This window comes from Paenibacillus sp. H1-7 (assembly GCF_022354825.1).
In the GTDB taxonomy this organism is placed as follows: domain Bacteria; phylum Bacillota; class Bacilli; order Paenibacillales; family NBRC-103111; genus Paenibacillus_S.
Genome location: NZ_CP031168.1, coordinates 1,854,079 through 1,868,101, shown reverse-complemented (window position 1 = coordinate 1,868,101; position 14,023 = coordinate 1,854,079). Strand labels below are relative to the sequence as shown.

11 protein-coding genes and 1 tRNA gene are annotated in these 14,023 nt (G+C 51.0%); 3 read left to right on the top strand and 9 right to left on the bottom strand.

Annotated features, from left to right (window positions below; all coding sequences use genetic code 11):
* Window positions 1-20 precede the first annotated feature (20 nt).
* Both DVH26_RS08460 and DVH26_RS08455 read right to left on the bottom strand, forming a co-directional pair.
* Window positions 21-836 (bottom strand): hypothetical protein, encoded by an 816-nt coding sequence (locus DVH26_RS08460; RefSeq protein ID WP_239633187.1) that lies wholly within the window; start codon window positions 834-836, stop codon window positions 21-23.
* 1,476 nt (window positions 837-2,312) lie between these two features.
* Window positions 2,313-2,385 (bottom strand) — tRNA-Ala (locus tag DVH26_RS08455).
* Between the two features lie 225 nt (window positions 2,386-2,610).
* On the opposite strand from DVH26_RS08455, the gene htpG reads away from it, so the two are divergent.
* Window positions 2,611-4,491 (top strand): molecular chaperone HtpG, encoded by a 1,881-nt coding sequence (htpG, locus tag DVH26_RS08450; protein WP_239633184.1) that lies wholly within the window; start codon window positions 2,611-2,613, stop codon window positions 4,489-4,491.
* A gap of 101 nt (window positions 4,492-4,592) precedes the next feature.
* On the opposite strand, the gene nrdR is transcribed toward htpG, so the two are convergent.
* Window positions 4,593-5,075, bottom strand: coding sequence for a transcriptional regulator NrdR (nrdR, locus tag DVH26_RS08445; protein WP_239633182.1), 483 nt, complete (start codon window positions 5,073-5,075; stop codon window positions 4,593-4,595).
* A 121-nt stretch (window positions 5,076-5,196) separates the two neighbouring features.
* On the opposite strand from nrdR, the gene DVH26_RS08440 reads away from it, so the two are divergent.
* Entirely contained in the window at window positions 5,197-5,421 is a 225-nt protein-coding gene (locus DVH26_RS08440) for an alpha/beta-type small acid-soluble spore protein (RefSeq protein ID WP_239633179.1), read from the top strand.
* A 33-nt stretch (window positions 5,422-5,454) separates the two neighbouring features.
* Here DVH26_RS08440 and DVH26_RS08435 read toward each other — a convergent pair whose 3' ends face one another.
* The 5 genes from DVH26_RS08435 to polA all read right to left on the bottom strand — a co-directional run bounded on the left by DVH26_RS08435 (window position 5,455) and on the right by polA (window position 11,091).
* Window positions 5,455-6,063, bottom strand: coding sequence for a lytic transglycosylase domain-containing protein (locus DVH26_RS08435; protein WP_239635316.1), 609 nt, complete (start codon window positions 6,061-6,063; stop codon window positions 5,455-5,457).
* A gap of 2 nt (window positions 6,064-6,065) precedes the next feature.
* Window positions 6,066-6,662 carry a dephospho-CoA kinase gene (gene coaE / locus DVH26_RS08430; RefSeq protein ID WP_239633177.1) on the bottom strand — a complete coding sequence of 199 codons (597 nt, stop codon included), beginning with the start codon at window positions 6,660-6,662 and terminating at the stop codon, window positions 6,066-6,068.
* 43 nt (window positions 6,663-6,705) lie between these two features.
* Window positions 6,706-7,395, bottom strand: a complete 690-nt coding sequence (gene ytaF / locus DVH26_RS08425; RefSeq protein WP_239633174.1) for a sporulation membrane protein YtaF — start codon at window positions 7,393-7,395, stop codon at window positions 6,706-6,708.
* Between the two features lie 84 nt (window positions 7,396-7,479).
* Window positions 7,480-8,337 (bottom strand): DNA-formamidopyrimidine glycosylase, encoded by an 858-nt coding sequence (gene mutM, locus DVH26_RS08420; protein ID WP_239633172.1) that lies wholly within the window; start codon window positions 8,335-8,337, stop codon window positions 7,480-7,482.
* Between the two features lie 96 nt (window positions 8,338-8,433).
* The gene (gene polA, locus DVH26_RS08415; RefSeq protein WP_239633170.1) at window positions 8,434-11,091 is read right to left on the bottom strand and encodes a DNA polymerase I; all 2,658 of its coding nucleotides are present in this window, start codon (window positions 11,089-11,091) and stop codon (window positions 8,434-8,436) included.
* Between the two features lie 163 nt (window positions 11,092-11,254).
* Between polA and DVH26_RS08410 the strand changes: the two genes are divergently transcribed.
* Complete coding sequence (locus DVH26_RS08410) at window positions 11,255-12,001, top strand: HAD family hydrolase (protein WP_239633168.1); 747 nt, start codon at window positions 11,255-11,257, stop codon at window positions 11,999-12,001.
* Here DVH26_RS08410 and DVH26_RS08405 read toward each other — a convergent pair.
* Window positions 11,998-13,791 (bottom strand): GGDEF domain-containing protein, encoded by a 1,794-nt coding sequence (locus DVH26_RS08405; protein ID WP_239633165.1) that lies wholly within the window; start codon window positions 13,789-13,791, stop codon window positions 11,998-12,000. The genes DVH26_RS08410 and DVH26_RS08405 overlap by 4 nt on opposite strands.
* Window positions 13,792-14,023: the final 232 nt, after the last annotated feature.

Genomic DNA, 14,023 nt, shown 5'->3' with positions numbered 1-14,023 from the left:
ACCCTTATGCAATAGTCCGCTCATGATTGAATCGAATGAGGGTGCCGTAAGGTGGAGCCGGGTCCCAGCTGTCGCAATACGGTTGCTCCATAGACTAAGCCGTATATCATTGCCGCCGCCCCGCCTATGAATCCCCAACTGCCCGGATAATCCGGCAGGGTAATCGAAGCGGCCCCCATGTAAATATAGGAAAGCCCTTGAAGAATCCCCAGCGTGCGGGATCCAGTCCGCGAAGTTGCCGTCAAGTAGCCGGAATAGAGAAGCGTCAGGCCAAGTGCGGTGCCTTCGCCCCAACGAAACTGCATTTCACTGTCGCTGATTTGTCCAATGGCTCCATGGACCATAAAAGGCAGCAGCCCCAGCAGGGCAATCCCGGTCATGATGAGCAGCGTCCGGTTGATTGTTTTCGGTTCTCTTGGGCGGAGCATCTCACGACGTTTAGGATAAACTGCGAACAAAACCCCAAGCACCACGGCAAATAGAATAAAAACGAAAAATGTTTGCATAGCGAGCGCCGGATCCGTCAGCAGAAGAGTACCGAGGAAAATAAGATGCCCGACAAAATAAAAATGAAGCAACAGCGGCTTGTCAAGCGGAGACTTTAGCATAGCCAACAAGCTTATGCTGAACAGAATGCCGATCAATGCTCCATGGGATGCGGCATGGAACCGTAATTGTTCCGGGAGCGGTGTTGAGGCCAGGGGGGAGCGAACCCAAGGCTCCAGCGCTTCGGATAATCCCTGCAGCATGATTAGCCCGGCAGCCGCGAATACAACGGCAAAAAATCGAAATACGATTCCAAGCACTTCTCCTTTACTTCCTGCATTTGTTTCCATTCTACGCCTCCATCGATTTTTTTTGTAGCTTTTATTTGCATTCATCGTAACAGAAGCGATTTCCCGGCTTGCAGAGAGTGCGTCCCGGACCTATGGGAAAAGTGAAAGGAAATTGAAGCTTTACTCCGATGCTCATTCATCCATTACGTCCGCGCGGACTGAACCCTCGGGGTTCGGCCCCGCTGGCTCAAAAAAAATCCCCGGAACCCTAATGGTTCCGAGGATTTTCTTATGGAGCCTAGGGGGATGTATGAATCTTCATTTATCTTGCTGACGAAGCCTACCCGACGATGCAGATCCTAGCGGTAAATTCAAACGCCGTGCTCGTCCGCTTCGCTCCATGTGCGCAGGACGCCCCCCTTTCAGGGGTTCGCTCCCCCATTACGGCAATAAAAAAACGCCACTACGTTAATCGTAGTGACGCTTTTTTTATGGAGCCTAGGGGGATGTATGAATCTTCATTTTAACTTGCTGACGAAGCCTACCCGACGATGCAGATCCTAGCGGTAGATTCAGACGCCGTGCTCGTCCGCTTCGCTCCCTGTGCGCGGGACGCCCCCCTTTCAGGGGTTCGCTCCCCCATTACGGCAATAAAAAAACGCCACTACGTTAATCGTAGTGACGCTTTTTTTATGGAGCCTAGGGGGATGTATGAACTCTCCTCATTATATTGCTTACGATGACAACTCACCGATGACAACCTTAGCGGTAAAATTCAACGCCGTGCTCCTCCACTTGAAGCTTTACTCCGATGATTATTCATCCATTCCGTCCGCGCGGACTGAACCCTCGGGGTTCGGCCCCGCTGGCTCAAAAAAATCCCCGGAACCCTAATGGTTCTGAGGATTTTCTTATGGAGCCTAGGGGGATGTATGAATCTTCATTTAGTTTGCTGACGAAGCCTACCCGACGATGCAGATCCTAGCGGTAGATTCAAACGCCGTGCTCGTCCCCTTCGCTCCCTGCGCGCGGGACGCCCCCCTTTCAGGGGTTCGCTCCCCCATTACGGCAATAAAAAAACGCCACTACGTTAATCGTAGTGACGCTTTTTTTATGGAGCCTAGGGGGATGTATGAATTCTCCTCATTATATTGCTTACTATGACAACTCACCGATGACAACCTTAGCCGTAGAATTCAACGCCGTGCTCCTCCACTCGAAGCTTTACTCCGATGATTATTCATCCATTCCGTCCGCGCGGACTGAACCCTCGGGGTTCGGCCCCGCTGGCTCAAAAAAAATCCCCGGAACCCTAATGGTTCCGAGGATTTTCTTATGGAGCCTAGGGGGATGTATGAATCTTCATTTAGCTTGCTGACGATGCCTACCCGACGATGCAGATCCTAGCGGTAGATTCAAACGCCGTGCTCGTCCGCTTCGCTCCCTGTGCGCGGGACGCCCCCCTTTCAGGGGTTCGCTCCCCCATTACGGCAATAAAAAAACGCCACTACGTTAATCGTAGTGACGCTTTTTTTATGGAGCCTAGGGGGATCGAACCCCTGACCTCATCGCTGCCAGCGATGCGCTCTCCCAGCTGAGCTAAGGCCCCGTAACGAGAACATGATTTATTATATAAAACAGTTCAAGAAAATGCAAGTCCCTTTATTAAAAATTTTTTAAGGAAATGATAGATCATAGAATGTCCTTTTTTCCCTTGTATTGACATTAAAAACGAGGAATGATATAAAATTAGTGAGTAGCACTCGAAGAGTGAGAGTGCTAATTTTGCCGTAACCCCCATAGCATCGGACCATATCAATAAGGAGAGATCATAATGGAAAAGAAACAGTTCCAGGCGGAATCCAAACGACTGCTGGAAATGATGATCAACTCGATTTATACGCAAAAAGAGATTTTTCTAAGAGAACTGATATCCAACGCGAGCGATGCTATCGATAAGATTTACTATAAAGCATTAACGGATGACAAGCTCGTTTTCGACCAAGACAGCTATTACATCAAGGTCACTGCGGACAAAGAGAACCGCACGTTGACGCTCCGCGATACCGGTATCGGCATGACCAAGGAAGAGCTGGAAAACAATCTCGGCGTTATCGCCAAGAGCGGCTCTCTTGCCTTCAAGAAAGAAAACGAAGCCAAAGACGGCCACAACATTATCGGGCAATTCGGCGTTGGATTTTACTCCGCTTTTATGGTAGCGGACAAGGTTACGGTCGTCAGCAAAGCGTTGGGTGCGGACAGCGCCTACAAATGGGAATCGACCGGCGCAGAAGGCTACACCATTGAGCCTTGGGACAAAGATTCCGTAGGTACGGAAATTACGCTGCAAATTAAAGATAATACGGAAGACGAGAGCTACGACGAGTATTTGGAGCAGTATCGTCTGAGAGCCATTATCAAGAAGTATTCCGACTTCATCCGCTACCCGATCAAGATGGATATTAAGGGCAGTAGACCGAAGGAAGGCTCCGACAACGAGTTCGAGGATTACGAAGAAGAACAGCACGTCAATAGTATGGTGCCGATCTGGAGAAAAAATAAAAGCGAGCTTACACAGGAAGATTACGAGAATTTTTACCACGAGAAGCATTACGGCTTCGATAAGCCGCTCAAGCACCTTCACATCAGCGCGGACGGAGCGGTCGTCTATCAAGCTATCCTGTATATTCCGGAAAACATTCCGTTCGATTACTACTCCAGAGAGTTTGAAAAAGGTCTGGAGCTGTACGCCAACGGCGTGCTGATCATGAACAAATGTGCCGATCTGCTCCCTGATCATTTCAGCTTCGTCAAAGGGATGGTCGACTCGGAAAGCTTGTCGCTGAACATTTCGCGGGAAATGCTGCAGCATGACAGACAGTTGAAGCTTATCGCGAAAAACATCGCAAGCAAAATCAAGAGCCAGCTGCAAAGCATACTGAAGGACGAGCGGGAGAAGTACGAGCAATTCTACAAATCGTTCGGCCGCCAGCTCAAATTCGGCGTATACAGCGACTACGGCCAGCACAAAGACGTGCTGCAGGACTTGCTGATGTTCTACTCCTCCAAGGAGAAAAAGCTCGTTACGCTGGATGAGTACGTTGCGAGAATGCCTGAGGATCAAAAATACATTTACTACGCTTCCGGCGAATCGAACGAACGGATCGAGAAGCTTCCTCAGACGGAGCTTGTAGCGGAGAAAGGCTACGAGATCTTGTATTTCACTGACGACATCGACGAATTCGCGATCAAAATGCTGATCAATTATAAGGAAAAAGAATTCAGATCGGTTTCGAGCAGCGATCTCGGCATCGAAGCGGATGAGGAAAAAGAGCTCAACGAATCCGAGAAGAACGAGAATAAAGAGCTGTTCGAGTATATGACTTCCCAGCTGTCCGGCAAAGTCAAGACGGTCAAGGCTTCCAAAAGATTGAAGTCTCATCCGGTTTGCCTTTCCACGGAAGGCGAAGTGACGATCGAGATGGAGAAAATTTTGCGGGCGATGCCGAACAATCCGGATGTCAAAGCGGATAAGGTGCTCGAAATCAACGTCCATCATGCGGTATTCGAATCACTGAAGGATTCCTACGCCAAAGACAAGGAAAAGCTCAATCTGTATACCGCCCTGCTGTACAACCAGGCGCTGTTGATTGAAGGCTTACCGCTTCAGGATCCGGTTGAATTCACTAACGATATTTGCAAAATCATGGTCTAATTCTATGACGCGGCGGCATTCACTCCGCCCGTCTCCTAAAAAATAAAATCACAGGTGCATTGAGCTCGTCATCCTACATGTTGACTCTCTGCACCTGTGATTTATTTTTTATCTTCCCCTACCTGAACCTGATGCTTGGACAAAATGTCCGTCAGCTCTCTCATGAACATGTTGATATCCTTGAATTGACGGTACACCGAAGCAAACCGGATGTACGCCACCTCATCGACGGGATACAGCTGCTCCATGACAATTTCCCCGATTTCCCGGCTGTCTACTTCAGCGCTCGCCGTGTTGCGGATCTGCTTCTCGACCTCGGAAACAATCTTGTCGAGCTGCTCCACGGATACGGGACGCTTCTCACAAGCCCGGATCAAGCCGCGCAGCATTTTTTCCCGGCTGAACTCCTCCCTGCTCCCGTCTTTTTTGATAACGATTAGCGGCGTTTCCTCCACCATTTCGAAGGTTGTAAATCGTTTGGTGCACTTCTCGCACTCCCTGCGGCGTCGGATCGATTTGTTCTCATTGGCCGAACGGGAATCCAATACCTTCGTTCCGGCATAGTCACAGTATGGGCACTTCATGGCCTTCTCTTTCTCTCCCTTCCACGGGTGTAATCGAATAAATTATTGCCAGCGAATCCCTGTAATGATCTTCAGTGAAAAGCACATAATAGGATTACAAACGACAAGGAGGTGAACAGACATGGGTGCAGGACAATCTCGCAGCAGCAACCAATTGGTTGTTCCACAAGCTAACGCAGCTTTGGACCAACTGAAATACGAAGTAGCTCAGGAATTGGGTATCGCCATTCCTCAAGACGGTTACTACGGTAACATGGCTACTCGTGACACTGGTGCTATCGGGGGACACATTACTCGTCGCCTGGTGCAAATCGCCGAGCAAACACTTGCTGGCGGCAGCCGATAATGACAGATAGAGAAGTATTGGACAGAGTGTTCCTTAGGGAGCCTGTCCAATACTTCTTTTCTTTTCAGGGGGGATGCCCCATTCCTCTGCATAAAGTGTATGATACTTATTATAATAATACAAAACGCGCTGAATGTAATGTCTCGTTTCTCCATAAGGGATCAAATCGGAACGCTGAACCGTTCCATCCCACTCCTGATTTTGAAGCCACCGGTTCACCTTACCCTGTCCCGCATTGTAGCCTGCAACGGCTGCGGCCGTATTACCGTTAAACTCCTTGTGCAGCCAGCTGAGGTACCACGTTCCGAGCTGAATGCTGACGGAAGGCTTTTCCAGCTCATCCTTATACGAAGACGGGAAACGTCCTGCCTCAACAATCCATTCCGAAGTGTCGGGCATAAGCTGCATTAAGCCGTAAGCGCCTTTTTTGGATGAAATGTTCGTTTTATAATTCGATTCGACTCGGATAATAGCTGCAACCAATAGCGGGTCCACTTCGTATTTGGCAGCATGCTGCCTGATTTCCTCTTCATACTTGATTGGGTATAGCAGCTTTCCTACCGTGTCGCTGCTCATAAACAAGAGGAGGACGAAAGTTATGAAAAGTAGAGCAAATACTCGTTTTTTCCGCCAAAAGCTGATGCTCATAGCAGCCTCCTTCCCCTTAAGAAAGCCTCCACCTGCTCCTCAGTCTGTGCAAGCGTTCCCTGATTGTCAATAACAACGTCCGCCAGAGCTCTTTTCTGCTCGATATCCATTTGCGCCGCAAGACGCGCTTCCGCCTGCTCTTCCGATATCCCATCTCGCTGCATCAGTCTTTGTCGTTGTAACGTTCTTGGTATGTATACCACCATAACGGCTTCGTACATATGCTGCAGTCCGGACTCATAAAGCAGCGGTACGTCCACTACGACAAGCTTGTCCGGATAAAGCCGCTCGTACTCGCTCATACGCTCGCGCATGAGGGCACGGATGGAAGGGTGCATAATGCTTTCAAGATCTTTGCGTGCCTGCGGGTCGCCGAATACCGTTTCGCCCAGCTTTTTACGGTGAAGGGAGCCATCCGGCAGCAGCACCTTGGAGCCAAACCGTTCCCGGATTTGGGCTAATACAGGGCTGCCGGGCTCTACCACCTCGCGGGCAATCCGGTCGGCATCAACCAGCATCGCGCCGCGCTGCACCAGCATCTGGGAAACGGTGCTTTTGCCGCAGGCGATGCCTCCAGTCAAACCGATATTCATAATCATTTCTCCTTCGAGTTTTAAGGCAAGTGCATAAGCGCCGTTACATCAATTTCATGATACCCATAATAATCAAAACAAATCCCGGAAACACGGACAATCGTTGAATCCAAGACAAATCCGAGTACTTAAAACCTATTCGTAAGCCGGTCGCCAAAAAGGTCCCGCTGGCCAAAGCAATGACAGCGGAAGTAATGAGCGGCGCAAAGCCTATTAACGCAGCTCCGATCCCGGCGCCGAATGCGTCCAAAGACAAAGCGACTCCCAAGAGTACGGCTTCAGATGCGGAAATGTTCCCCGAACGGTCAATGTCCGCAATGGAAGGCTTACGCAAAATCTGGATCACAAGGCCAAGACGCTTCAATTCGATATACATAACTTCCTTCGCACTTGCAACCGGAGTCTCCTCCACCTTCACTTCCGCTTCCGGGCTTTGGCCTGCAGGAGCGTCATCCTCGTCTTTTTTCTTCGACAAGACCTGGTATACGGCCCATACTCCGATGCCGATCAGGATCAAGCCTCCTGCCGCCTTCGCATAAAGCGGATCGACAAATCGGCTTACAAGCACTCCGATCTGCATTGACAAATAAATGATACATCCTGAGCATAAGGAGATGATTGCAACAGATACCAACGGGATGCGAATTTTACGCAGTCCGTACATAACTCCTACGCTGAAACCGTCGAGACTGACGGCCAGAGCCAAAATCAATAACGAGATAAAAGGCAGCATGGTGTTCCCCTCCCGGCCATTTTACTCCTACTATATGGCGGATATGGGCGGAGCGTGCACAGTAAGGGAACAGCGGACCGGATGCTACGGCTTGGTTCGCCTGACCCGCTTGCGTTCTAATGGCTGGCAGTTCGGGCAAAAATGCGTGCCCCGCCCGCCTACGACCGTTTTTTCAATCTCGTGGCCGCAGTCAGGACAAGCTTCGCCCTTGCGTCCGTACATTTTCAGCTGATGCTGGAACATGCCGATTTCACCCTGCCCGTTGACGTAAGACTTGACGGAGGAGCCGCCTACAGCTACCGCCTCATTCAAAGTCTTAACTATCGCTTCGTACAATGCAGCAAGCTCCGCTGAGGACAAAGAGCTTGTCTCCCGTTCCGGATGGATTCCGGCCAGAAACAACGACTCATCCACATAAATATTCCCCAAGCCGACGATATATTCCTGATTGAGCAGAAGCGGCTTGATCTTGGTCGTGCGGCCGGACAGCTTCGCGAGAAACGCCTCCAGCGTGAACGATTCATCCAGCGGCTCCAGCCCCAGCTTGACCAGCGGCTTCTCTTCAAGCTCCCTGCCTTTCGGAAACACATGCATCGTACCGAACTGCCTTACATCCTTATATCTCAATTCACTTCCATCGCTAAAATGAAATACGACATGCGTATGAAGCTCCAGCGGATCGTTCTTGTCGTATAGACCGTACCGCCCTTCCATCCTCAGATGGGACACAAGCGTAAAGTCATCCATCTTAAAAAGGAGGAATTTGCCGCGCCGTTCGATCGAGTGGATCGTCTGGCCTTCCAGAAGCAGACGGAATTCGTCCGCTTCCTCCGGGAGCTGAATAATCCGCCGCAAATGAACGGATACGCTCTCGATGGTTTTCCCCTGAACCAGCTGGTTTAAAGTTCTTCTGACTGTTTCGACCTCCGGCAATTCCGGCATGATGTTCACCTCGGTGCTGTTTGCAAAGTGCGTCTCGAATGTTTATAAGAGGCAGACACGTTCCCCACACTTTGCAAACAGAGTATTTATTGTATATTACTTCGCTTCGTACCAGTTCGACCCGGCATCGACTTCGACCTTCAACGGCACATCCAGCTTCAACGCGCTTTCCATCACTTCCGCTACCGTAATCTTCATCGTCTCGATCTCGTGCTCAGGCACCTCGAATACCAATTCGTCATGCACCTGCAGGAGCATACGGCTTTGCAGTCCGTCCCGCTTCAGACGCTCGTCCATCTGCACCATGGCCAGCTTGATGATATCCGCAGCCGTTCCCTGGATCGGCGTATTCATGGCCGTCCGTTCGGCAAACGAGCGCAGGTTGAAGTTCGATGCCGTAATTTCCGGCAAATAGCGGCGCCGCTGCAATAACGTCGTCACGTAGCCGTTTTGGCGCGCCTGTTTGACAATATCGTCCATATATTGGCGAACCCCTTGGAACACGGCAAAATACTGCTCGATGAATTGAGCCGCTTCCTTACGGGTAATGTTCAAGTTTTGGGATAAGCCGTAATCGCTTATGCCGTATACGATGCCGAAGTTGACCGCTTTCGCCTGACGGCGCATATTAGAGTCGACCTCCGACTCCGATACGCCGAATACGTCCATCGCGGTTTTCGTATGAATGTCCATATCGTGCAGGAACGCTTCCATCAGCTTCTCATCCTGGGAAATGTGCGCCAGCACGCGCAGCTCGATCTGCGAGTAGTCGGCCGTCAGTATCGACCAGCCCGGCTCGGAAGGCACGAACACCTTGCGGATTTTACGTCCCTCCTCCAGACGGATCGGGATGTTCTGCAGGTTCGGGTATTGGCTGCTCAGCCGGCCTGTAGCCGCAATCGTCTGCTTGTAATACGTATGCACCTTGCCCGTTTCCCCGCGAACCTCCTTCAGCAGCCCTTCGACATAGGTCGATTGCAGCTTGGCCAGAGACCGGTAATGCAAAATATGCCCGACCGCAGGGTGGTACGGCTCCAGCTTCTCCAGCACCTCCGCATCGGTGGAGTAGCCTGTCTTGGTCTTCTTGATCGTTGGCAGCTCCAGCTTCTCAAATAAAATTTCGCCAAGCTGCTTCGGCGAGTTAATGTTGAACTCGGTGCCGGCCGCATCATAGATCGACTGCATGATTTTTTCCAGCTGTGCGCCAAGCTCCGCTCCGTATTGCTTCAGCCCGGCGGTATCCACCTGTATGCCTTTCTCCTCCATGGAAGCCAGGACGTGAGCCAATGGCTGCTCGAGCTCGTAAAACAACCGGTGCATATCGTTCGCGTCCAAGTCCCGCTTCATAGGCTCGGTCAAGCCTTGAACCGCCGCCGCTTTACGGCACATAAAATCGGACAGGATGTCGATGGAAGGAATTTGGAATTTCGCTCCTTTGCCGAACACGTCCTCATCCGCCTTCAAATAAGGCAAGCCATATTTACCTGTCAGACCGTTCAGTGTAAGCGCTGATTCCGTCGGGTCCAGCAAATAAGCCGCGAGCAGCGCGTCGAACGACGTTCCGCGAAGCTGAATGCCGCGCCACGACAGAACGATTTCCGCTCGATGCTGGTCATAGACCGACAGCTGCTTATCTTCGGCTTCGAGCCACGCTTTCACCGCTTCCGCCTCCGCAGAGCCTGAAGCCAGCAGCTCGAACGGTAAGTAATAACAGGCTGCCTCCGTATACAGCGCAATGCCGATCATTTCAGCCGTATGCGGGTTATCGCCGGCTGCCTCGACATGGATCGCCGTCACTTGAGGGAGCGCCTGAACCAGCTTCTCAAGCCCCTCGCGATCCTGCACCGTTACCGCTTCAATAGCCGCCTGTTCTTCCTGTCCGGCATCGCTTGTGGAGAAATCCATTTTCTCAAGCAGCGATTTGAACTCCATCTTGCGGAACATGTCTCCGAGGGCTTGTCCGTCGTACCCTGTGTAGGCGATATCCTCCCACTTCGTATCAAGCGGAACCTCGCGGTAGATCGTCGCCAGCTCCTTGCTCATCCGCGCGTCGGCGGCGTGCTCCTCGACCTTCTCCTTCATCTTGCCCTTCAGCTGTGCGGAATTGGCCAATACGCCTTCCACAGTCTCGAACTCGTGCAGCAGCTTGAGCGCGGTTTTCTCTCCCACGCCGGGAATGCCCGGAATGTTGTCGGATGCGTCGCCCATCAAGCCTTTCAAGTCAATGATCTGCTGCGGCGTCAAACCGTACTTTTCCTTGATCTGCGCTTTATCGTACAGATCGACCTCGCTGATTCCTTTGCGTGTCAACGCTATCGTTACCCGGTCGGAGGCAAGCTGCAGCATGTCCTTATCGCCTGTAACGACAAGAACGTCAATATCGCCCCTCTCATCGGCCATACGGGTCAGCGTCCCGATAATGTCGTCCGCTTCATAGCCCTCGAGCTCGAATTGAGCCATACCGAACGATCGAATCAAATCCCTTACGAGCGGAAACTGCTCGGACAGCTCCGGCGGCGTCTTCGCTCTTCCACCTTTATATTCTGCGTAGTCCTTATGTCGAAACGTTACTTTCCCCGCGTCGAACGCCACGAGGAAATGGGTCGGCTTTTGCTCCTCCAGCAGCTTTAAGAGCATCGTCGTGAAGCCGTACACCGCATTCGTATGCAATCCGCTGGAATTGCTAAGTAAAGGCAAAGCATAAAAAGCCCTGAAGGCAATACTGTTGCCGTCAATCAATATTAATTTCGACATGGATACACCTCATTTTCCTTAAGCATCTTCTTCCATGATAGCATAGGACAATGAAAGAAAAAAAGCTTACGTCCACTTTCCTATTGTTGGGGTGACGCCCGCCGCTTGAGCATAAACATAAAGTATAAGGCGATGTTTGTCGCGTAAACGGAGGTATACGTCCATGAGCACCTCAAACCGGTCCCAAAGCAAAAAAGCCATTTGCTTCGACGTCAATCAAACCTTGATCCATCAGGGTTTACATTTCGAGCAAGCGTTCCGTTCCGTTTGGGACGACTATTATGCCCGTTCCATCCGGGACACCTTTCCGCAATCGGAGGAGCTGTGGAGCAAATACCAGCTGCACTGGCAGCAGCATAAAAAAAACAAAACCGTCCGCATGCAGCTGGACGATTTGCAGCAAATGTGCCTGCACGATGCGCTCAAGGAGCTGGAAGTGCCGGTGCATCAGCAGTTTACGAGAGATTTTTTCCAATTGGTGCGAAAATCCAGGCTGGCTGCCAAATCGATGGCTCCGGGGGTGGAGGAAACGCTGAAGTCGCTGGCACCGCGCTTCAAGCTGGCGATCATCAGCAACAGCCCGAGGAGCGAGGTCATTCATCTGCTCCATCGCTTCGGTCTAAACGACTATTTCCCGGACGAGCGAATCTTCACGGCACATCAGGCTTCGGAGAAAAAGCCTCATATTCCGCTGTTCAAAACCGCTATCAAAACGCTGAATGTATCCCCGAGGCAAATGGTGATGGTCGGGAACTCGTGGAAGCACGATGTATGCGGAGCTACCAAGGCAGGGCTCGATGCCGTATGGATCCAATCCGGTACCGCGGCAAAAAAAATTTCCCAGCAAAAGCTCGGGAAACGGAACGTGTATTGTATTCAGCATTTGGATCAGCTGCTTGAACTCTTTTAAACGTAGTCCCCGTCACCGATGCAAGCACAGTGATAAATGCTGCCCGGATGCTCCTTGGACATTTTCTTCAGCTTGGCCGAAGCTTGCGATATTTGCTCGAGTGTAACGGACTCGGCCGTTCCGCAAATAATGAGCGACAGCGAGATCGTAACTCCGGCATTGTCTACCTTGTTGCCGTTGCGGTCCTCGACATACAGCCAATCGTCTCCCTCATACAGCAAACGAACCCCTTGATCGAACCGCCTTATGATCTCCTTGCACAGCTTCTCGGGCTCATCCGATGAGGTGATGGCAATAAAGTCGTCGCCTCCGATGTGTCCGACAAAATCATGCGGCAATCCGCACGCGAACAGCGACTGCTGGATCACGTCCGCCGTATATTGAATCAGCTGGTCTCCCTTTTGAAACCCGTACCTGTCGTTAAACCATTTGAAATAATCGAGGTCCGCGTAAATGACCGAGAAGCCTTTCTTCTCCAGCAAACGCTTGCTCAGCTCGCGGTGAATCTGAATGTTGCCGGGCAATCCGGTTAACGGGCTGGCCACCTTCGCACTTTCCATCCTTGCATTCGTTATGCACTCCAGTATGGAGCGAATGGAACAGGCTCCCGCCATTTTGCCCTTGCTTGTAATGACGACCAAATCGTACAAGTTGTTAATATCGCGCGAGGTAGCGAGCTGCGATACGTTTTCCACCGGAGTATGCTCGTCCACAATGAGTGGCTGCTTGTCCATAATCTGATCGATCGAGCGGTTCCAGAATAGTGAAAAGCCATACTGCCCAGCCAGCTGCTGAAACAAGCTTTCCCGCATCATCAGACCGACAGGAACATCATTCGAGACAATGACAACCCCCGGCGCATGAAGATTGTTCTTGAAATAGCTGGCCACCTCGGATATTAAAGCTTTGCTGTCGAACGTGGCGGTAGCGGTGATCAAATCGCCGATCGTCCAGGCGCTGCCGATATTATCGCGGATTTTGCGCTGCTGTATAATGGACTCTGCAAGCTCCGGCGCCACAACAGCCTTCTCCGTCCCCGGCCTCCCGAGCAAGTAGCCTTGCCCGAAATGGACTCCCATTCGGGTCAAATATAGCAGTTCCTCCTGCCGCTCGATCCCTTCTGCGATGATTTGGATGTTGAGCTTTTGGGCGAAAGAGACGAACGATTCCATAATGGCTTCTTTCGTTTTGCTGCGGTATACGTCCTGAATGAGCGACTTGTCGACTTTGATAAAATCCGGCTGGAGCTCCGCAATGGCCTGCAGGGAAGAATAGCCCGCCCCCGCGTCGTCTATGGCGATCCGGTACCCTTGGTGACGGTAATGCTCCAGTATTTTTTGGGCCATGGAAAAATCCTCGATGGAGCTGCGCTCCGTAATCTCAAACACGATCTGCCCAGGCTGAATGCCGTGCGCCTCCAGCATTTCCAGCGTCTTGCCCGGTACGAACAGCGGATCGTACAAGATCGCCGCCGAAATGTTAATAAACAGCAGCTCGTTCTTTCTTGCCAAAAACGCCCCATGGATCGCTTTCTCCCTCGCGAGCCGATCCAACCGGTACAGCATCCCCTCCTGTTCGGCGTAAGAAAACAGCGTGAGCGGGGAATGCAGCGGGCTGTTTTCAGGTCCCCTTGTCAAGGCTTCATAGCCTAGAACGGTTCCATTCTTCAATGAAATAATCGGCTGGTACACACTATGTATCGATTGGTTACGCAATATTTCAAGCATTTCGTTTCGCAGCAAGGTATGATCCCGATCATTCATGCTCGAGTCCGACGGGTTAGTGGCCATGATCTCATCTCCACCTCTAGAAGCTATTGGATTGTATGCTACTAACGTACCATAGGAATTTCATCCCAGTGTAAAAGTCCTAATTCTTTTTTGTTAAAGCTATGTAAATATTTAGCTCGGTAGGTACTTCATAACCTTGACGCTTACATTTTTTTAACATTTCATGGGTTTATCATCAAGAGTATCCAGTTCATTAGTGAAATGGATTTGTTGGAGTTAATAGTAGAAAAAA